20 protein-coding genes are annotated in these 21,163 nt (G+C 51.2%); 9 read left to right on the forward strand and 11 right to left on the reverse strand.

Features of this window, described 5'->3' with window-relative positions:
* Positions 1–143: 143 nt before the first annotated feature.
* Positions 144–1,184, forward strand: a complete 1,041-nt coding sequence (gene gpr / locus WES_RS03515; RefSeq protein ID WP_016159787.1) for an L-glyceraldehyde 3-phosphate reductase — start codon at positions 144–146, stop codon at positions 1,182–1,184.
* A 39-nt stretch (positions 1,185–1,223) separates the two neighbouring features.
* Here the strand turns inward: gpr and WES_RS03510 are convergent, their stop codons facing one another.
* Positions 1,224–1,718, reverse strand: a complete 495-nt coding sequence (locus tag WES_RS03510; RefSeq protein WP_000439331.1) for a TIGR00645 family protein — start codon at positions 1,716–1,718, stop codon at positions 1,224–1,226.
* A 190-nt stretch (positions 1,719–1,908) separates the two neighbouring features.
* Between WES_RS03510 and yghA the strand changes: the two genes are divergently transcribed.
* On the forward strand, positions 1,909–2,793 hold the full coding sequence (gene yghA, locus WES_RS03505) for an NADP(+)-dependent aldehyde reductase (RefSeq protein ID WP_016159786.1): 885 nt from the start codon (positions 1,909–1,911) through the stop codon (positions 2,791–2,793).
* Positions 2,794–2,831: 38 nt separating this feature from the next.
* Here the strand turns inward: yghA and exbD are convergent, their stop codons facing one another.
* The gene (gene exbD, locus WES_RS03500; RefSeq protein WP_001240712.1) at positions 2,832–3,257 is read right to left on the reverse strand and encodes a TonB system transport protein ExbD; all 426 of its coding nucleotides are present in this window, start codon (positions 3,255–3,257) and stop codon (positions 2,832–2,834) included.
* A 6-nt stretch (positions 3,258–3,263) separates the two neighbouring features.
* Complete coding sequence (gene exbB / locus WES_RS03495) at positions 3,264–3,998, reverse strand: tol-pal system-associated acyl-CoA thioesterase (RefSeq protein ID WP_000527844.1); 735 nt, start codon at positions 3,996–3,998, stop codon at positions 3,264–3,266.
* Between the two features lie 251 nt (positions 3,999–4,249).
* Here exbB and metC point away from each other — a divergent pair, with 251 nt between their 5' ends.
* Positions 4,250–5,437, forward strand: a complete 1,188-nt coding sequence (gene metC, locus WES_RS03490) for a cystathionine beta-lyase (RefSeq protein ID WP_010356640.1) — start codon at positions 4,250–4,252, stop codon at positions 5,435–5,437.
* 139 nt (positions 5,438–5,576) lie between these two features.
* Entirely contained in the window at positions 5,577–6,236 is a 660-nt protein-coding gene (yghB, locus tag WES_RS03485; protein ID WP_016159785.1) for a DedA family general envelope maintenance protein YghB, read from the forward strand.
* A gap of 39 nt (positions 6,237–6,275) precedes the next feature.
* Here the strand turns inward: yghB and yqhC are convergent, their stop codons facing one another.
* A complete protein-coding gene (gene yqhC / locus WES_RS03480; protein ID WP_000817719.1) occupies positions 6,276–7,175 on the reverse strand; it encodes a DNA-binding transcriptional regulator YqhC in 900 nt (299 codons plus the stop codon).
* Positions 7,176–7,368: 193 nt separating this feature from the next.
* On the opposite strand from yqhC, the gene yqhD reads away from it, so the two are divergent.
* From yqhD to yqhH, 5 genes are all read left to right on the forward strand, one after another.
* Positions 7,369–8,532 (forward strand): alcohol dehydrogenase, encoded by a 1,164-nt coding sequence (gene yqhD / locus WES_RS03475; protein ID WP_016159784.1) that lies wholly within the window; start codon positions 7,369–7,371, stop codon positions 8,530–8,532.
* A 105-nt stretch (positions 8,533–8,637) separates the two neighbouring features.
* A complete protein-coding gene (gene dkgA / locus WES_RS03470; protein ID WP_016159783.1) occupies positions 8,638–9,465 on the forward strand; it encodes a 2,5-didehydrogluconate reductase DkgA in 828 nt (275 codons plus the stop codon).
* A 199-nt stretch (positions 9,466–9,664) separates the two neighbouring features.
* A complete protein-coding gene (locus WES_RS03465) occupies positions 9,665–10,591 on the forward strand; it encodes a YqhG/Tai3 family protein (protein ID WP_016159782.1) in 927 nt (308 codons plus the stop codon).
* A gap of 35 nt (positions 10,592–10,626) precedes the next feature.
* Entirely contained in the window at positions 10,627–10,875 is a 249-nt protein-coding gene (locus tag WES_RS03460) for a hypothetical protein (RefSeq protein WP_000795834.1), read from the forward strand.
* Between the two features lie 61 nt (positions 10,876–10,936).
* Positions 10,937–11,194, forward strand: coding sequence for a lipoprotein YqhH (gene yqhH / locus WES_RS03455; RefSeq protein WP_016159781.1), 258 nt, complete (start codon positions 10,937–10,939; stop codon positions 11,192–11,194).
* Positions 11,195–11,236: 42 nt separating this feature from the next.
* Here the strand turns inward: yqhH and WES_RS03450 are convergent, their stop codons facing one another.
* The 7 genes from WES_RS03450 to ygiW form a co-directional block, all read right to left on the reverse strand.
* Positions 11,237–13,456 carry a YgiQ family radical SAM protein gene (locus WES_RS03450; RefSeq protein ID WP_016159780.1) on the reverse strand — a complete coding sequence of 740 codons (2,220 nt, stop codon included), beginning with the start codon at positions 13,454–13,456 and terminating at the stop codon, positions 11,237–11,239.
* Positions 13,457–13,566: 110 nt separating this feature from the next.
* The gene (ftsP, locus tag WES_RS03445) at positions 13,567–14,979 is read right to left on the reverse strand and encodes a cell division protein FtsP (RefSeq protein ID WP_000059392.1); all 1,413 of its coding nucleotides are present in this window, start codon (positions 14,977–14,979) and stop codon (positions 13,567–13,569) included.
* 72 nt (positions 14,980–15,051) lie between these two features.
* Positions 15,052–15,789 (reverse strand): 1-acylglycerol-3-phosphate O-acyltransferase, encoded by a 738-nt coding sequence (gene plsC / locus WES_RS03440; protein WP_000965724.1) that lies wholly within the window; start codon positions 15,787–15,789, stop codon positions 15,052–15,054.
* Between the two features lie 227 nt (positions 15,790–16,016).
* Positions 16,017–18,275 (reverse strand): DNA topoisomerase IV subunit A, encoded by a 2,259-nt coding sequence (parC, locus tag WES_RS03435; protein WP_001281916.1) that lies wholly within the window; start codon positions 18,273–18,275, stop codon positions 16,017–16,019.
* Between the two features lie 137 nt (positions 18,276–18,412).
* Complete coding sequence (locus tag WES_RS03430) at positions 18,413–20,020, reverse strand: ABC transporter substrate-binding protein (RefSeq protein ID WP_016159779.1); 1,608 nt, start codon at positions 20,018–20,020, stop codon at positions 18,413–18,415.
* Positions 20,021–20,129: 109 nt separating this feature from the next.
* Positions 20,130–20,612, reverse strand: coding sequence for an AraC family transcriptional regulator (locus tag WES_RS03425; protein ID WP_016159778.1), 483 nt, complete (start codon positions 20,610–20,612; stop codon positions 20,130–20,132).
* 52 nt (positions 20,613–20,664) lie between these two features.
* Positions 20,665–21,057 carry an OB fold stress tolerance protein YgiW gene (gene ygiW / locus WES_RS03420; RefSeq protein ID WP_000731637.1) on the reverse strand — a complete coding sequence of 131 codons (393 nt, stop codon included), beginning with the start codon at positions 21,055–21,057 and terminating at the stop codon, positions 20,665–20,667.
* Positions 21,058–21,163 lie beyond the last annotated feature (106 nt).

The raw sequence follows: 21,163 nt of genomic DNA on the forward strand, positions 1-21,163 counted from the left end.
AACTGTTGTTTTTTTAAGCAAAGCATAAGCACGTGTTTTTGCCCAGTTTTTCGTCACTCTGTGAACCAGACTACGGGAGACACGCTGGCAAATTGCTAAACTAGAAACATTGTTTCGAAACTGAACGGTGAAAAGGAGATGTCATGGTCTGGTTAGCGAATCCCGAACGTTACGGGCAGATGCAGTACCGCTATTGCGGAAAAAGAGGTTTACGTCTGCCCGCGTTATCGCTCGGTTTATGGCACAATTTCGGCCACGTTAACGCGCTGGAATCACAGCGTGCGATCCTGCGCAAAGCCTTTGATTTGGGCATTACGCACTTTGATTTAGCCAACAATTACGGGCCGCCTCCAGGAAGCGCAGAAGAGAACTTTGGTCGCCTGCTGCGGGAGGATTTTGCTGCTTATCGCGATGAACTGATTATCTCTACCAAAGCCGGATACGATATGTGGCCCGGCCCGTACGGCTCTGGCGGTTCACGTAAATACCTGCTCGCCAGCCTCGACCAAAGCCTGAAGCGTATGGGTCTGGAATATGTCGATATTTTTTACTCTCATCGCGTCGATGAAAATACGCCGATGGAAGAAACCGCCTCTGCGCTGGCTCATGCGGTACAAAGCGGTAAGGCGCTTTATGTCGGGATCTCCTCTTACTCGCCAGAGCGGACGCAAAAAATGGTCAAGTTGCTGCGCGAGTGGAAAATTCCGCTGTTAATTCATCAACCTTCGTACAATTTACTGAACCGCTGGGTAGATAAAAGCGGCCTGCTGGATACCCTGGAAAATAACGGCGTGGGCTGCATTGCCTTTACTCCTCTGGCTCAGGGACTGCTGACTGGAAAATATCTCAACGGTATTCCGGAGGATTCACGGATGCATCGCGAAGGTCATAAAGTTCGAGGTCTGACGCCGAAAATGCTCACCGAAGCCAACCTCAACAGCCTGCGGTTATTGAATAAAATGGCACAGCAGCGCGGTCAGTCGATGGCGCAAATGGCATTAAGCTGGTTGCTGAAAGATGATCGCGTGACATCGGTATTGATCGGTGCCAGCCGTGCGGAGCAACTGGAGGAGAACGTACAGGCGCTGAATAATCTGGCGTTTAGCACCGAGGAGTTAGCGCAGATTGACCAGCATATCGCCGATGGCGAGCTGAATCTGTGGCAAGCGTCATCCGATAAATAACGTGTTAATAACGGGCGCGAGAACCGCGCCCGAATCAGATCAGTGATTATGGCGAGTCAGTCGGTCAAGATAGCCCATCACAAACGCAGAGAGCACAAACGTCAGATGGATAATGACGTACCACATCAGTTTGTTATCAGGGACATTTTTCGCATCCATAAAGACGCGCAGTAAGTGAATGGAAGAGATCGCCACAATCGACGCTGCCACTTTGTTCTTTAGCGACGTTGCGTCCATTTTCCCCAGCCAGTTCAGCTTCTCTTTGTTCTCAGAGATATCGAGCTGCGAGACGAAATTCTCATAACCGGAAAACATCACCATCACCAGCAAACCGCCAACCAGCGTCATATCCACCAGCGACAGCAGAACGAGGATCAAATCAGATTCCGCCATCGAGAAGATATTCGGCAGTACGTGAATAATCTCCTGGAAGAACTTCAGCGCCAGGGCAACTAACGCCAGCGAAAGGCCAAAGTACACGGGGGCAAGCAGCCAGCGAGAAGCATACATTGCATTTTCAAGAAAACGTTCCATACATTCCTGTCGTGTAGTTAAAACGGGCAACAGTATATCGCAATTGAGTAAACAGCGCGCAACAGCAAATCAACATATACGTTAAACCGTTGTCGCATAAATCCGAGGTTTAGGGATCTTCCTGGTTCCCTGATTAACGCATTGAGAGCGTCTACCCTTATAGGACGTTGAACCTGAAGGGAGAAAAGCGATGTCTCATTTAAAAGACCCGACCACGCAGTATTACACTGGTGAATATCCCAAACAGAAACAACCGACGCCAGGCATCCAGGCGAAGATGACACCGGTGCCGGATTGCGGCGAGAAAACCTATGTTGGTAGCGGTCGCCTGAAAGATCGTAAGGCACTGGTGACAGGGGGCGATTCTGGTATCGGTCGTGCTGCCGCCATCGCTTACGCGCGTGAAGGCGCTGACGTGGCGATCAGTTATCTTCCGGCGGAAGAAGAAGACGCCCAGGATGTGAAAAAGATCATTGAAGAATGCGGACGCAAAGCCGTTCTGCTGCCAGGCGATTTAAGCGATGAGAAATTCGCCCGTTCGCTGGTTCACGAAGCGCACAAGGCGTTAGGCGGGCTGGATATTATGGCGCTGGTCGCCGGGAAACAGGTTGCCATTCCTGATATTGCAGACCTCACCAGCGAACAGTTTCAAAAGACCTTTGCCATTAACATTTTCGCGCTGTTCTGGCTAACCCAGGAAGCGATCCCCCTGCTACCGAAAGGTGCAAGTATTATCACCACTTCGTCAATCCAGGCATACCAGCCAAGCCCGCATTTACTGGACTATGCGGCTACGAAGGCGGCGATTCTGAACTACAGCCGTGGCCTGGCAAAACAGGTCGCGGAGAAAGGTATTCGGGTGAATATTGTCGCACCAGGCCCTATCTGGACAGCACTGCAAATTTCCGGCGGACAAACGCAGGATAAGATCCCACAGTTTGGTCAGCAAACGCCGATGAAACGTGCGGGGCAGCCGGCAGAACTGGCGCCTGTTTATGTTTATCTGGCGAGTCAGGAGTCGAGCTACGTCACCGCAGAAGTGCACGGCGTGTGCGGCGGCGAACATCTAGGCTAAAAAAATGCCCGGTTGTATGAAGCAACCGGGCATCATTTTTATTTCGCTTTAGCGGTTTCTTCGCCGACCAGGCCTATCTTCAGATAACCCGCCTGATGCAGCGTATCCATTACCTTCATCAACGTCTCGTAATCGACGGTTTTGTCCGCTCGGAAGAAGATGGTGGTGTCTTTCTTGCCTTCGGTTAACGCATTCAACGCCGTAATCATTGTTTCATCGGTGACCGGATCGTTACCGATAAACATCGAGTTGTCTGCCTTCACCGACAGATAAACCGGTTTTTCCGGGCGCGGCTGCGGCGTGCTGGTAGAAGCAGGCAAGTTCACCTTCACATCTACCGTCGCTAACGGTGCCGCCACCATAAAGATAATCAGCAGAACCAACATCACGTCGATAAACGGCGTCACGTTGATATCATGCATTTCGCCGTTATCGTCGAGGTTTTCGTTAAGATGCATTGCCATAGCGCATTACCCTGCACGTAATTTTTGTGCGACACGAACCGGATGCGCAGCGGCGCTGGCTTCCAGATCCAGGTCACGGCTTTGCAGCAACAGCACCTGCGCTGCGACATCGCCCAGCATCGCTTTAAAGCCGCCAATCTGGCGCGCGAATACGTTATAGATAACGACGGCCGGAATCGCTGCCACCAGGCCGATTGCCGTTGCTAACAGAGCTTCTGCGATACCCGGTGCAACCACCGCCAAATTCGTGGTCTGCGTTTGCGCAATACCGATAAAGCTGTTCATGATGCCCCAGACCGTACCAAACAGACCAACGAACGGCGAAATCGCGCCAATGGTTGCCAGATAGCCGTTACCGCGTCCCATTTGACGCCCCACTGCGGCGACCCGACGCTCCAGGCGGAAGCTGGTACGCTCTTTAATACCTTCGTTATCGTCGCTGCCTTCTGACAATTCCAGCTCGTTTTGCGCTTCATTGAGCAAATGCAGGCTTAAGCTTTTGCTACCAAAATCAGCGGCGATATCGTTGGCCTGGTTTAAGGAACGCGCTTCAGCCAGCAGTTGCTGCTCGCGCTTAAGGCGACGCTTCTGATTGAAGAACTCTACGCTCTTACTGAAGAAGATTGCCCAGGTGACTACGGAGGCCAAAATAAGCCCAATCATCACGCACTTAACGACAATATCGGCGTGCTGATACATACCCCAGACGGAAAGATCCGTCTGCATTAAATTATTACCCACTGTGTATCTCCAGGACGCAAGTCACAAAATCTGCGCATAATAATATCAAAACGACGTCGAATTGATAGTCGTTCTCATTACTATTTGCATACTGCCGTACCTTTGCTTTCTTTTCCTTGCGTTTACGCAGTAAAAAAGCCACCAGAACGCCATTTGCGAAAATTTTCTTCTTTATGCCAATTCTTCAGGATGCGCCCGCAATTATTCATGCTAGTTTAGACATCCAGACGTATAAAAACAGGAATCCCGACATGGCGGACAAAAAGCTTGATACTCAACTGGTGAATGCAGGACGCAGCAAAAAGTACACTCTCGGCGCGGTGAATAGCGTGATTCAGCGCGCCTCTTCGCTGGTTTTTGACAGCGTTGAAGCGAAAAAACATGCGACGCGTAATCGCGCCAACGGCGAATTGTTCTATGGACGGCGCGGAACGTTAACCCACTTCTCGTTACAAGAAGCAATGTGCGAACTGGAAGGTGGCGCCGGCTGTGCACTGTTTCCTTGCGGTGCGGCAGCGGTTGCCAATTCCATCCTTGCTTTTGTCGAACAGGGCGATCATGTGTTGATGACCAACACCGCCTACGAACCAAGTCAGGATTTCTGTAGCAAAATCCTCAGCAAACTGGGCGTAACGACATCGTGGTTTGATCCGCTGATTGGCGCGGATATCGTTAAACATCTGCAACCAAACACTAAAATCGTCTTTCTGGAATCGCCGGGCTCCATCACCATGGAAGTGCATGATGTTCCGGCGATTGTCTCCGCCGTGCGCAGCGTGGTGCCGGACGCCATCATTATGATCGATAACACCTGGGCTGCCGGGGTGCTGTTTAAAGCCCTTGATTTTGGCATTGATGTTTCCATTCAGGCCGCCACCAAATATCTGGTAGGTCACTCGGATGCAATGATCGGCACTGCGGTATGTAATGCCCGATGCTGGGAGCAATTGCGGGAGAATGCTTATCTGATGGGACAAATGGTCGATGCCGACACCGCTTATATGACCAGCCGTGGCCTGCGCACTTTAGGTGTGCGTCTGCGTCAACATCATGAAAGCAGCCTGAAAGTGGCTGAATGGCTGGCGGAACATCCGCAGGTTGAACGGGTTAACCACCCTGCTCTGCCGGGCAGTAAAGGTCACGAATTCTGGCAACGAGACTTTACAGGCAGCAGCGGACTATTTTCCTTTGTGTTGAAGAAAAAACTCAACGATGAAGAACTGGCGAACTATCTGGATAACTTCAGTTTATTCAGCATGGCCTACTCGTGGGGAGGATATGAATCGTTGATCCTTGCAAATCAACCGGAACATATCGCCGCCATTCGCCCGCAAGGAAAGATTGATTTCAGCGGCACGTTGATTCGCCTGCATATTGGTCTGGAAAACGTCGACGATCTGATTGCCGATCTGGACGCGGGCTTTACCCGAATTGTGTAACATTGCCAAATTTGGACAATTTTGCAGACATTTAATTGTGAATAGTCTTAAATTGTTGCGTCCGGGATCAAGGCGTCCCGGACGATTCAGGAGTACAATAGGCAAATAAAGGCTTAAACGCTGTTCCACAGGAAAGTCCATGGCTGTTATTCAAGACATTATCGCTGCGCTCTGGCAACACGACTTTGCCGCGCTGGCGGATCCTCATATTGTTAGCGTTGTTTACTTTGTCATGTTTGCCACGCTGTTTTTAGAAAACGGTCTGCTGCCCGCTTCATTTTTGCCAGGCGACAGCTTGTTGATACTGGCTGGCGCACTGATTGCCCAGGGGGTGATGGATTTTCTGCCAACAATCGTGATTCTGACTGCCGCAGCCAGCCTGGGCTGCTGGTTAAGTTATATTCAGGGGCGTTGGCTAGGTAATACCAAAACGGTGAAAGGCTGGCTGGCACAGCTCCCCGCTAAATATCATCAGCGCGCCACCTGTATGTTTGACCGCCACGGTTTGCTGGCTTTGCTGGCTGGACGTTTTCTTGCATTTGTCCGCACGCTGCTACCAACCATGGCGGGGATTTCCGGTCTGCCAAACCGCCGCTTCCAGTTTTTCAACTGGTTAAGTGGATTGCTATGGGTCAGCGTGGTGACCGGTTTCGGCTATGCCTTGAGCATGATCCCGTTCGTTAAACGCCATGAAGATCAGGTAATGACATTCCTGATGATCCTGCCGATTGCCCTGTTAACCGCCGGCCTGTTAGGCACGCTGTTTGTGGTGATTAAAAAGAAATACGGTAACGCCTGACGTTTTTCTCCGTTCCCGGCGGCGATGCCGGGAACACATTTAACTCCCCTGCATCGCCCGCATTCTTGCCGCATCTTCCCCCGGCGTCACACCGAAGTAGCGTTTAAACTCACGGCTAAATTGCGACGCACTTTCGTAGCCGACGCGCATCGCCGCCGCGCTGGCCTTCATGCCATCATGGATGATCATCATCCGCGCCTTATGCAGTCGGTAGTTCTTCAAATACTGCAACGGAGAGGTGCTGGTGACAGACTTAAAATTATGGTGGAACGCTGAAACGCTCATGTTAGCTTCTGCCGCCAGTTGCTCGACGCTCAGGTTTTCGGTGTATTTATTCTCAATCCGTTTCAGCACGCGGCTAATCAGGCTGAAGTGAGTCTGACGACTGACCAGCGCCAGTAATGCGCCACCGCAAGGTCCGGTCAGCACGTAGTAAAGAATTTCGCGGATGATCTGCTTGCCAAGAATGCGCGCATCCAGCGGTCGCTCCATCACATCCAGTAACCGCTCCGCCGCGCATAAAATCTCTTCTGACAACGTAGCGGAGTTTATGCCACTGGCAGCCATCGACGGCTGGAAATGCTCGTCTTCACCAATGTCCATCAACAGTTCCTGTAACTGCAAAATATCGACGTTGAGACGTAAGCCCGCTAATGGCACCTCCGGCGTGGCATAGGTTTCGCACTCAAACGGTAACGGCACCGTCAGCAGCAGATATTCATTGGCATCATAACGAAACACGCGTTCATTGATATAGCCGATTTTATGCCCGGAAAAGAGAATTATGATGCCAGGTTCATACATCACCGGCGTACGTGCGCCGGGGTTCTCGCCATACAATAAGCGCACATCGGGCAACAGCTCAGACAAACTATTTTCTTTATTTTTCAGGTTATTAATTTTGTCCGTCAGCAGGCGGCAAATCTCTTCACGTTTCATATCGCGTAATTTCTTAAGAATAATGCGGCAATTTGATTGTGCGCAATTTTGTACCATTTCTCCAGCACTCTGGAGAAATAGGCAAGACATTGGCAGAAATGAGCATTGAGAGCTGCGGCGCTGGCGACCACAATGAAAAACATCAGGCAGACCGATCTCTGCCCTAATATTGGCCCAGCAAAGGGAGCAAGTAATGAACAACTTTAATCTGCACACCCCAACCCGTATTTTGTTTGGTAAAGGCGCTATCGCTGGTTTACGCGAACAAATTCCTCACGATGCTCGCGTATTGATTACCTACGGCGGCGGCAGCGTGAAAAAAACAGGCGTTCTGGATCAAGTTCTGGATGCGCTGAAAGGTATGGACGTGCTGGAGTTTGGCGGTATCGAGCCAAACCCGGCTTATGAAACGCTGATGAACGCCGTGAAACTGGTTCGCGAACAGAAAGTGACTTTCCTGCTGGCGGTTGGCGGCGGTTCCGTACTGGACGGCACCAAATTTATCGCCGCAGCGGCAAATTATCCTGAGAATGTCGATCCGTGGCACATCCTACAAACTGGCGGTAAAGAGATTAAAAGCGCCATCCCAATGGGCTGTGTGCTGACACTGCCAGCGACCGGTTCAGAATCCAACGCAGGTGCGGTGATCTCCCGTAAAACCACCGGCGACAAGCAGGCGTTCCATTCTGCCCACGTTCAACCCGTATTTGCCGTGCTCGATCCGGTTTATACCTACACCCTGCCGCCGCGCCAGGTGGCTAACGGCGTAGTGGATGCCTTTGTGCACACCGTGGAACAGTATGTTACCAAACCGGTTGATGCCAAAATTCAGGATCGCTTCGCAGAAGGTATTTTGCTGACGCTTCTCGAAGATGGCCCGAAAGCCCTGAAAGAGCCAGAAAACTACGATGTACGCGCTAACGTCATGTGGGCGGCAACCCAGGCGTTGAACGGTTTGATCGGCGCTGGCGTCCCGCAGGACTGGGCAACACATATGCTGGGACACGAACTGACTGCGATGCACGGTCTGGATCACGCGCAAACGCTGGCTATCGTTCTGCCTGCCCTGTGGAATGAAAAACGCGACACCAAGCGCGCAAAACTGCTGCAATATGCTGAACGCGTCTGGAACATCACTGAAGGTTCCGACGATGAGCGTATTGACGCCGCAATTGCCGCGACCCGCAACTTCTTCGAACAATTAGGCGTGCCAACCCGCCTCTCCGACTACGGTCTGGACGGCAGCTCCATCCCGGCATTGCTGAAGAAACTGGAAGAGCACGGCATGACCCAACTGGGCGAAAATCATGACATTACGCTGGATGTCAGCCGCCGTATTTACGAAGCCGCTCGTTAAGCTTTTTCCTCCTCAAACTTTCGTTTTTGGGTATTTCGTCCAGACTTAAGTTCACACCAACTCACCGGAGCCTGCTCCGGTGAGTTCATATAAAAGGAGGAACGTATGGCTAATCCAACCGTTATTAAGCTACAGGATGGCAATGTCATGCCCCAGCTGGGACTGGGTGTCTGGCAAGCAAGTAATGAGGAAGTCATCACCGCTATCCAAAAAGCGTTAGAAGTGGGATATCGCTCGATTGATACCGCCGCTGCCTATAAAAACGAAGAAGGTGTCGGCAAGGCGCTGAAAAATGCCGCTCTTGCCAGAGAAGAGTTGTTCATTACAACCAAACTGTGGAACGACGACCACAAACGCCCCCGCGAAGCACTGCTCGACAGCCTGAAAAAACTTCAGCTTGATTATATCGACCTTTACTTAATGCACTGGCCCGTTCCCGCTATCGATCACTATGTCGAGGCGTGGAAAGGAATGATCGAGCTGCAAAAAGAAGGATTAATCAAAAGCATTGGCGTCTGTAACTTCCAGATCCACCACCTGCAACGTCTGATCGACGAAACTGGCGTGACGCCTGTTATTAATCAGATCGAACTTCACCCGCTGATGCAGCAACGCCAGCTTCACGCCTGGAACGCTACGCACAAAATCCAGACCGAATCCTGGAGCCCATTAGCGCAAGGTGGGAAAGGCGTTTTCGATCAGAAAGTCATTCGCTACCTGGCGGATAAATACGGCAAAACACCGGCACAAATTGTTATCCGCTGGCATCTGGATAACGGTCTGGTGGTGATCCCGAAATCGGTCACGCCTTCACGCATTGCCGAAAACTTTGATGTCTGGGATTTCCGTCTCGACAAAGACGAACTTGGTGAAATCGCAAAACTCGATCAAGGTAAACGTCTCGGTCCCGATCCCGACCAGTTCGGCGGCTAACGCGCAAATTCTCCCGGTGGCGGTAATGTTCCGCTACCGGACTTTTCAGAAATCATTTATTCCCCTCACCTCCCGCCCGTTGTTACTCTTCCTTGTTCAGAAATGCCAAATTTAAGGACATCATCATGCAGAGCTGGAAGCTCTTAAAGCAACAAAGCATCTACAATATGGATAAACACGACGGTGAGGTGAAAAACAGATGAAATTAATACTTCTGTTTTTGGCGTTTTTTGCAAGCTTCACTACTCAGGCACAATCACCCTCGCTGACTGCTGAACAGACTGTTCGCCAGATTTATCAAAACTATAAATCTGATGCCAGCGCGCCTTATTTTGGTGAGACAGGAGAGCAGGCGATAACGTCTGCACGCATACAAAAGGCACTTACCCTGAATGATAATCTCACGCTGCCGGGCAATATCGGCTGGCTGGATTATGATCCGATTTGTGATTGTCAGGATTTTGGCGATCTGGTGTTAGAAAGCGTAGCAGTTACTCAAACGGATACCGATCATGCAGATGCCGTTGTGCGCTTTCGTACCTTTGACGACGATAAAGAAAAGACCACGCAAACGCTGAAAATGGTGGCAGAAAATGGTCGTTGGGTCATTGATGATGTCATCAGCAACCATGGCAGCGTCTGGCAGGCAGTTAATAGCGAGAATGAAAAAATCCTGGCAACGCTGGCATCGCTACAAAAAGAAGAGCCTGAAGCCTTTGTCGCCGAATTGTTTAAACATATTGCCGATTATAGCTGGCCCTGGACATGGGTTGTTTCCGACACCTATCGTCAGGCAGTCAATGAATTTTATAAAACCACATTCAATAAAAACGGCAATTTCGATCAAGAGATGCAAATAGAACGGCAATTTATTTACGACAATCCGATTTGTTTTGGCGAAGAGTCGCTATTTTCTCGCGTTGATGAAATTCGTGTACTCGAGAAAACTGCCGATTCCGCCCGTATTCATGTTCGTATTGCGCTGACCAATGATAACAGTGAAGAGCAGGATTTAGTTTTACAGCGGCGCGAAGGAAAGTGGGAAATTGCCGATTTTATCCGTCCTGGCAGCGGTAGCTTGCTTAAACAGATTGAAGCGAAAACCGCCGCCAGATTAAAGCAATGAGCTGAATAATTAATACCAGATAAAGGAAACTGGAAATGAAGAATCAACTGTTACTCTTTTTTCTAATATTTATACTCACAGGCTGTGTCAATAATGAAAAAATCAGTCATGTAGAAAATGATATTCATCTGATAAATATAAAAATTAAGCAACTCCAACAGGATATCGACGCTTTACGTCAGGAAATTCAGGTAGCAAAAGAAGCGGCAGAAAAAGTCAATACACGGCTGGATGATGCCGGGAGATGGCCAGACGGAATTTGGGCGCACCCGCCACGGTGGTAATACTCCACTAAACGTCAATCAACTATTAATCAGAACAATAAAAAACAGGGAGAAATAAATAATGAAAAAGATTTTCACCGTGGGAGCACTCATTCTGGTAGCCGGCTTATTAAGTGGTTGCGTCAATGAGCAAAAGGTCAATCAACTGGCAGGTAATGTACAAACATTAAATACCAAAATCGCCAGGCTTGAGCAGGATATAAAAGCATTACGCCCGCAAATCTACGCCGCCAAATCCGAAGCTAACAGAGCCAATACACGCCTTGATGCGCAGGACTATTTCGATTGCCTGCGCTGCTTGCGTATGTACGCAGAATGATAAAAAAATCCCCGGCAGCATTCAGTTACCGGGGATGTTTTTTTAACGTCCAGTCGCCGCTTTAGGGCGTTTCTTCGCACCGGCATTCACAGGGCGAGATTGCACAGGCGACGCTTTCTTTGTCGTAGCAGGCGTCTGACGCTGAGTCGCCATTGGCGTATGTTTGGTCAACGCCGGACGGGTGTTACGGTTCTGTCGGCGAGCTTCGCGCATCTCTTCAATGGTTGGCGCAGGCACCAAGCAATCGCGACGGCTGCCAATTAGATGCTTTTTACCCATCGCTTCCAGCGCCTGGCGGATTAACGGCCAGTTTGCCGGATCGTGGTAACGCAACAACGCTTTATGCAAACGACGCTGCTTGTCGCCCTTCGGCACGAAGACGTCTTCGCTCTTATAACCAATTTTCGCCAGCGGATTTTTGCCGGTGTAATACATGGTGGTTGAGTTAGCCAGCGGCGACGGATAGAAGTTCTGTACCTGGTCGAGACGGAAGCGATGTTTCTTCAGCCACAGCGCCAGATTCACCATATCTTCATCGCGTGTACCGGGGTGCGCGGAGATGAAATACGGGATCAGATACTGCTCTTTACCTGCCTGTTTCGAGTAGGTGTCGAACAGTTCTTTAAAGCGGTCATAGCTACCCATGCCCGGCTTCATCATCTTCGACAACGGCCCTTCTTCGGTATGTTCCGGGGCAATCTTCAGATAACCGCCAACGTGATGGGTTGCCAGCTCTTTGATATAGCGCGGATCTTCCACGGCGATGTCATAACGCACACCGGAGGCGATCAGGATCTTTTTAATGCCTTTCAGATCGCGCGCGCGGCGATAGAGGTTGATCGTCGGTTCGTGGTTAGTGTCCATATGCGGGCAAATATCCGGGTAAACACACGACAAACGGCGACAAGTTTGCTCGGCGCGTGGTGACTTGCAGCGCAACATATACATGTTGGCAGTTGGCCCACCGAGATCGGAAATCACGCCCGTAAAGCCCGGAACGGTGTCGCGGATCGCTTCAATCTCATTGATAATCGAATCTTCCGAACGGCTCTGAATAATGCGCCCTTCATGCTCGGTAATAGAGCAGAAAGAGCAGCCGCCAAAGCAGCCTCGCATAATGTTGACCGAGAAACGGATCATTTCGTAAGCCGGAATACGGGCATTACCGTAAGCCGGATGCGGCACGCGCTTGTACGGCAGCGCAAAAACGCTGTCCATCTCTTCGGTAGAAAGCGGAATAGCTGGCGGGTTGATCCACACATAGCGGTCGCCATGTTTTTGCATCAGCGCGCGGGCACAGCCAGGGTTGGTTTCGTGGTGCAAAATACGCGAAGCATGAGCGTACAGCACTTTATCTGCCTTTACTTTCTCGAAAGAAGGTAACAAAACGTAGGTTTTTTCCCACGGTTTCGGGCGCGGCGGCTGCACGGTAACGGCTTTGGCTTCTTGTTTTTTCGGAGCCACCGGTTTGTTATCCGCACACGGCAAATCTTCGCCATACGGATGCGGAATAGGGTCGATTTTCCCTGGTGTATCAAGACGAGTAGAATCCACGCCGCTCCAGCCAGGCAGCGCCTCTTTCACGATAATCGCGGTATTACGTACATCGCGGATTTCGCTAATCGGCTCGCCCATCGCCAGACGATGTGCCACTTCCACCAGTGGACGCTCACCGTTACCGAACATCAGCATGTCGGCTTTGGAATCCACCAGCACGGAACGGCGCACGGTATCAGACCAGTAATCATAATGCGCGGTACGGCGCAGGCTGGCTTCAATACCGCCGAGGATCACTGGCACATCTTTCCATGCCTCTTTACAACGTTGGGTATAAACCAGCGTGGCGCGATCCGGGCGCTTACCCGCGACGTTATCCGGCGTGTAAGCATCGTCATGACGCAAACGGCGATCGGCAGTGTAACGGTTGATCATCGAGTCCATATTGCCTGCGGTCACGCCGAAAAACAGATTCGGTTTACCCAGACGCATAAAGTCGTCTTTGCTGCTCCAGTCCGGCTGGGCGATGATCCCGACGCGAAAGCCCTGCGCCTCCAGCATACGACCGCAAATCGCCATCCCGAAGCTTGGGTGATCGACATACGCGTCGCCAGTAACCAAAATGATGTCGCAGCTATCCCAGCCAAGTTGATCCATCTCTTCACGAGACATCGGTAAAAACGGTGCCGGTCCAAAACAGGCGGCCCAGTACTGCGGCCAGGAGAACAGGTCGCGATCCGGTTGGATCAGGGAGATAGAGCTCATTTTGCTTCCAGAAATGATAAAAAAATAATCAAAGGCCGGGGATTATAAGCCGGAACGAAAGAGAAATCGAAAGGTATTCCATACTCGCCCTCCTCGGGCGAGTATGGCGATTAAGGCACTGGATTAACCAACAACTGCCCAATAGAGCCGCGATCCGCCATTTCCAGTGTCTGGCTACCAAAGTAAAACGGGAAATGCGCCCAGGAAGGCTGACCGTAATAAACAAGCAGTTCCACTTGTCCATCAACCCAGACGGTATCTTTCCAGCCTCTGTCTTCCGGGAATGGCATTGCGCCATTCACGTTGCGGATCTGGAACATCACACCTTCAATATGGAATGATTGCGGCTCGTCCGCGCGTACCGTCCAGCGTTCCCACGTTCCCTGCTGGGCAGCAACATCAATGCGATTAACGTCCCATAGCTGCCCGTTGATGCCGGGATCATCGCCCAGGCTAATATCACGGCTGCGAATCGGTGAACCGGCCATTATTTCAGTCGGTAACAAGCGCATCGGCAGGCTGTCAGTGACCAGCGGCAGAAGGCCGGTCGGGCGCAACGTTAGCACCAACGTGGAAACCAGAATGCTGGACGGCTCAAAGAAGCCACGAATACGATCAACAATGCTCGCCGCTTCGCCACAGGTGATAGACACTTCATCACCGTTGCTCATATCCACCAGAATTTCACGGCGTTCGCCCGGCGCCAGCGAAAGCTGCTTCACCGACACGGGAGCAGGCAGGAATCCCTGATCGCCAGAAATCACGTGCAACGGACGACCATCGCTCATCTGCAGTTGATAGCGACGGGAGTTCGATGCGTTCAGCAGGCGCAGGCGCACCCAACCGCGCGAAACTTCAACGTACGGGCTTTGTACACCGTTGACCAGCAGCGTATCGCCAACAAAGCCGCCGCTTCCCGGTTCGTTGTATTCTGGCGTACCAAAGTTATCCAGCCGTTTATCCTGGATAATGACAGGAAAATCATCCACACCATAATGGTTAGGAATGGGCAGCGACTTGCTGACTTCATCTTCCACCAGCCACATCCCGGCAAGGCCGTTATAGACCTGCTGAGCGGTGCGATTCGGTGTATTAGCGTGATACCACAAAGTCGCAGCATTCTGGCGAATTGGTAGCACAGGCGCCCAGTCAGCGTTTGGCGACATCATACGTGCCGGACCGCCCATCAGTGGTCCTGGCACTTGTAATCCAGCCACTGTCATTGAGACATTTTCTGTCAGTCGGTTGCTGTAAATCAGCTTAACATCGTCGCCCTTCCAGACGCGGATAGTCGGCCCCAGGTAGCGACCATTGATACCCCAAACCGACGCGCGCGTTCCTGGCGTAAATGACCAGTGCGCACGTTGTACTGTCATAAATAGCGGTTGCCCACGGCGAGATTCAAGCAGCGGCGGAACGGGCAGTGGTTGCTGTTGACCGGCTGCGCTTGCCTTCAGGGGGACAGCACCTGCACACAGTGCGATCCCCGATGCCTGAATGAACTGACGCCGACTGAGTGACATATTTGCTCCATGTAAAACTGGCTAAAGTAATACCGTGCAGGAAAACATCCCCGCAAAAAACAGATTGCCGACTTAAACTTTTCCGGCGGCTTCGCGCTCTGCGACTTCTTTATCGAGCTCGGCGATTTTTTGTTCCATTATCGAACGACAATGAGCAGCCAGCTCGCGAACCTGATCTTTACCATATTGACTGATGTCAATTGGCGGCAGCATTTCTACGATCACTAAACCATTATTCAGTCGATTAAGATTAATCTTATTCGAAGTCGTGGAAACACACACGGGAATAATCGGGACGCCTGCCGCAATTGCCGCATGGAATGCCCCAGTTTTAAACGGCAACAGACCGCGACCACGGCTGCGCGTTCCTTCCGGGAACATCCAGATGGAAATACGGCGTTTTTTGAAGTGATTCACCACTTCCGCGATAGTGCCGTGCGCCTTAGTACGGTTGTTTCTGTCGATCAATAAGTTGCCGGTTAACCAGTACAACTGCCCAAAGAAGGGGATCCACAGCAAACTCTTTTTACCCACTGTGACCGTCGGCGGCTGCACGATGTTCGATGCTGTCACCATGTCATAATTGTTCTGGTGGTTAGCAATATAGATAGCATTACCATAGCTTTCAGCATCTGCAGGTTTGCGACACTCAACTTTCAGCCCGTACAGCGGCGCAAGGCGCCCAAACATATGCCCGAAGGTGGCTACATGCTTTGGATTTCGCGGGCTGAAAAGGCAGTAAATGGAGCCGAAAACACAGACTAAGATGCTGTAAATAACGGTAATAATAAGACGAAAGATATATAGCATAACACCCTCTGAAGATCTGAGAGACTGGCATTGTACGTCACCTGAAATCAGGTTAGGGCATTGTTAAAAGCCGCTCTCTGGAAAAGCGTATTGTTAATCGCAACGCATGAATAAACAACGGTTTCAAGGGAATTTTTATCGTTTCCTGGGGCTGATTACGCTGCCGGATGACGACTTAACGTGTCATCCGGCGTTCCTTACAAACGGGAGAAAGCCCCTCCGGCATGTTACTCTTCGCTATCGCTACTGCTGGCGCGGTGAGGTGAGTCAATCTCGACACGGTCGATACGCTGTAAACCTCGCATCAAGGTGCCACGGCGACCACGCTCCCCGGTCACTTTCAGCAACTCTTCCGGGCGCAGTTTGATTTTGCGTTTCCCGACATGAATAGTCAGAGTGCTCTGCGGCGGCAGTACATACAGGTGTGCCAGACCATCCTCGCCCCGCGCAGCTTCTGCCGATGGGATGTTGATGATCTTGTTGCCTTTACCCTTCGACAGTTGCGGAAGCTCGCTTACCGGGAACATCAACATACGTCCCGCCAGGGTGATAGCCAGTAGCATATCAGAGGCATCTTCAATCACTACTGGCGGCATAACATGCGCATTTTCAGGTAAGGTAATCAATGCTTTACCTGCACGGTTACGGGCAACAAGATCATTAAAGGTGCAGACGAATCCATAGCCAGCATCGGAAGCCATCAACAGTTTCTTATCGTCGCTTTCCATTAGCATGTGATCAACAGTGGCACCTGGCGGTAACGTCAGTTTACCGGTGAGTGGTTCGCCCTGACCACGCGCCGACGGCAGCGTAATCGGGTCGATGGCGTAGCTACGACCAGTGGAATCAACAAATACCACCGGTTGGTTGCTCTTGCCTTTCACCGCCGCTTTGAAGCTATCGCCCGCTTTATAGTTCAGGCCTGGTGCGTCGATGTCATGGCCTTTGGCGCTGCGTACCCAACCCATCTGTGACAGCACAATGGTAACGGGTTCGGACGGCAGCATATCGTGCTCGCTCATCGCTTTCGCTTCTTCGCGTTCCTGCAACGGCGAACGGCGATCGTCGCCATAGGCTTGTGCGTCGGCCTGTAGCTCTTTCTTCAGCAGGTTATTCATCTTGCGCTCGGAAGCCAGAATGCTCTGCAACTGGTCGCGCTCTTTTTCCAGTTCGTTCTGCTCACCGCGAATCTTCATCTCTTCCAGTTTGGCGAGATGACGCAGTTTCAGTTCAAGGATCGCTTCCGCCTGGGTTTCCGTAATGCCAAAACGCGACATCAGTGCCGGTTTCGGTTCATCTTCATTACGAATGATCTCAATCACTTCGTCGATATTGAGAAACGCCACCAGCAAACCTTCAAGAATATGCAGGCGCTTGAGGACTTTCTCCAGACGATAATTGAGACGGCGGCGCACGGTATCGCGACGGAACACCAGCCATTCGGAGAGGATTTCCAGCAGGTTTTTCACCGCCGGACGCCCATCCAGACCAATCATATTGAGGTTGATACGATAGCTCTTTTCCAGATCGGTCGTGGCAAACAGATGATTCATCACCTGATCCATATCCACACGATTAGAACGCGGCACAATCACCAGACGGGTCGGGTTCTCGTGGTCAGATTCATCGCGCAGATCGTCAACCATCGGCAGCTTTTTGTTGCGCATTTGCGCAGCAATTTGCTCCAGTACGCGCGCACCAGAAACCTGATGCGGTAAGGCGCTGATAACTACCGCGCCATCTTCTTTCTTCCACACCGCGCGCATACGCACAGAACCACGACCGTTCTCGTAGATTTTACGGATCTCGGCGCGGGAGGTGATAATTTCCGCTTCGGTCGGGTAGTCCGGGCCCTGAACAATATCCAGCAACTGGTCAAGCGTGGTTTTCGGCTGGTCGATTAAAGCGATTGCCGCCTGGGCGACTTCACGCAGGTTGTGTGGCGGAATGTCCGTCGCCATCCCGACAGCAATACCGGTGGTGCCGTTAAGCAAAATATTCGGCAGGCGGGCAGGCAGCATTTTCGGCTCCTGCAACGTGCCGTCGAAGTTTGGCACCCAGTCCGCCGTCCCTTGCCCCAGCTCACTCAGTAACAGCTCAGAATATTTCGACAGGCGGGATTCGGTATAACGCATTGCCGCGAACGATTTCGGATCGTCCGGTGCCCCCCAGTTTCCCTGCCCATCAACCAGCGGATAACGGTAAGAAAACGGCTGCGCCATTAGTACCATCGCTTCATAGCAGGCGCTGTCACCGTGCGGATGGTATTTACCCAGTACGTCACCCACAGTACGGGCCGATTTTTTAAATTTGGCGGTAGCATTCAGACCCAGTTCTGACATCGCATACACAATGCGGCGCTGAACAGGTTTCAGACCATCACCAATAAACGGCAACGCACGATCCATGATGACGTACATGGAGTAGTTTAAGTAGGCGTTTTCCGTAAATTCATGTAGCGCAAGGCGCTCTGCCATATCGCTCATTAATTCTGATTCCTCAACTTATTCGCCAGCCTTCAAAGGGGCAATATTGCCGGAGATACTACATTATCTGTCGCGTCGAGTCACAGGAGATCAGTGTGAATAGTGCCGCCGGACGTGCTCCGACGGCGATAAAGGCATCAATGTGCCTTGATATACAACTCTTTACTGTAGACATAATCCTGGGGATTATGCAGCGGGAAACCGCCAACGTAAGGTTTAAGCAGTTTGATCAGCGGCTGATAGTAGATGGGAATGAGCGGTGCCTGCTGGTTGATAATGGCCTCGGCCTGTTGATACAGCGCATTACGTTTTCCCGCGTCGGTGGTTTGCGCGGCCTGGTTCAATAACGCGTCATACTTTGCATTTTTCCAGTGACCGACGTTCTCTTCACTATCGCTTTTAAGCGTGTTCAGGAAGCTGGATGCATCATTATATGTCGCATCCCACGACTGCCGCGACAACATGAAATCACCGCTACGCCGGGCATCGAGATACGTTTTCCACTCCATTGTGCGCAGCGTCACCTGTGCGCCCAGCCATTTTTTCCATTCGGAAGACAAGGCTATCGCCGTTTTTTCATGCAGATCGTACTTGTTGTAGAACAGTTCAAAGCGTAGCGGATGAGAGGCGTCGTATCCCGCCTGTTTCAGCAAGGCTTTTGCTATCGCGACACGCTCACCCATTGGCTTTTGCAGTTCCTCAAACGTTGGCGCACGAAATCCTTCTACCTCTGGCGGTGTCAGCGTTGTTGCGGGCGTTCGCAACCCAAGTATCTTTTGCGCGATTAACGGCCTGTCGACCGTAAGATACAACGCCCGCCGCACACGGGCGTCATCAAACGGCGGTTTCCGGGTGTTGAAGTTGTAATATTCGCTGTTCAGACGCGGGATAATTCGCAGCTCGCCAGGAAGTGATTTTTCGATTGCAGGAATTTGCTGCGCCGGAACCCAGGTGAGATCAACCTCTCCCGCACGATAGCGGTTATAGCCGGTGACCGAATTATCCAGCGCCAGATACTCAACCTGCTGCAAGACAGTATGCTCTGCATCGCGGTATTGAGGATTTTTTCGCGCTGTAATCTTTTCGTTAACTACCCATTTATCAAGCACAAAAGCACCGTTGTAAACCATATGTTCTGGCTTACTCCAGCTATTGCCATACTTCGCAATCACATGATGCGGAACCGGAAACAGCGTCGGCCAGGCGAGCATGGTCGTAAACCAGGGAACGGGCTGCTCAAGCGTGACTTCAAGAGTGCGATCATCGGTAGCCTTCACACCCAGCGATGCAATATCCGCTTTGCCTACCACAATAGCCGCTGCATTTTTAATATGCGCCTGTGCCAGATAGTCAGCAAAAGGGCTTGCCGTTTTGGGGTCAACCGCGCGCTGCCAGCCGAGGACAAAATCCAGTGCCGTTAAGGGCTGGCCATCAGACCACTGTAAGCCGTGACGTAAATGGAAAACATAGCGTTTGCCGCCATCTGACACCTCCCATGATTCGGCCTGAGCGGGTTGCACTTTGCCTTCACTGTCTATCCATACCAGACCTTCAAATAGATCCAGCACAATCTGCGCAGCAGTATTCTCCTCAACCTTTTGCGGGTCGAGCGTACCTGGGTCGCTATGATTGTTGTAACGAAAGACTTGTTGCGGGGCGAGCGGTGTGTTGGCGGGAACGTCAGCAGCATAGAGAGGAGCCGCACTTACCAGGCTGACCAGCCATAATAAATTTCGCGTATACATGGTATTCCTTACCGGAGAAATTATAAGCCCGACAACAATACGCCGGTGGGATTGTTAGCTCAAACTTATCGCGAGTGATTTGGCTCACACTCCGTTAAAATATTTCCCGTCACGCCAACGGCACATAGACATCCGTTTCCAGCCGCTGCTCTGACATCCCTTCAGCCAGATTAGTGTAGTGAAACAGTATCGGCGCTTTACGTATTCTCTCGCCGCTTTCTGGCAGCCACTGACGAATGATCCCCCATACTGTGCGCGAAATATCGTCCAGCTCGCCAACATGACGAGCCACGGCATAACGTCCTCCGCCAAGCTCACTATTACTCACGCCATAACGATTCTCCGGAATCGCTTCGCTAACGCTGCCGCAGATATCAAAGCGAAACGCTTCCGGCGCGGTGCTGGCAGGATCATCCCAGGCGACGCCAAATGTCTGGCTTTGGTTAACAGGGGAAAGTCCCGTCTCTTTGCGCCACATGATAAATTTCGCCACGCTATAGTTGAGCAACTCAGGGCTACAGCGATGCGGCAACAAAGCCACGCGGGTTGAAGGGAAATTGATGATGTTCACGGCCAGTGCCTGGTTTTTCATGTTGCCTCCCTGCAAAATTATTCCCGGGAACGCGTCCCGGGAGCGGTAACAATTACGGATTCACTTTACGAATCTGTTTAACGTCGATCTCAACTGAGTTCCAGTCTTTATCGACCTCCCCCTGAATCTCAACCGTATCTTTCGGTGTCACCGTTACACCGTTCCAGCGTTTGTGGTCGATATCGACATTGATAGTACCGCTGGCATCTTTGAACACGTAGAGATCGTCAGAGATGCGTTCAACGATATTGCCGCGCAGAGTTACCCAGGTATCATCACGCAGGGATTTTGCGTTTTCTACGTTAGTTACACTGCCGTTCGGCCCCTGAAATCCTCCGGCCTGATTTTGCGTTGCTGATGGTCCAGAAAAACCACCCTGCTCTGCTGCCATAACTGGTGCGCTACACAGAGCCATTACTGCAATTACTGCTGCTAATTTTTTCATGTTTGTTACTCCCTTTAATGTCTGTTTTCGAACATTAAACAAGATACTCCTTAACAACTTCTTAAGAAAAAAAAAGAAAATTTAGTACTGTACAGAGCGCGTTACA

The sequence above is a fragment of the Escherichia sp. KTE31 genome (genome assembly GCF_000407925.1).
In the GTDB taxonomy this organism is placed as follows: domain Bacteria; phylum Pseudomonadota; class Gammaproteobacteria; order Enterobacterales; family Enterobacteriaceae; genus Escherichia; species Escherichia ruysiae.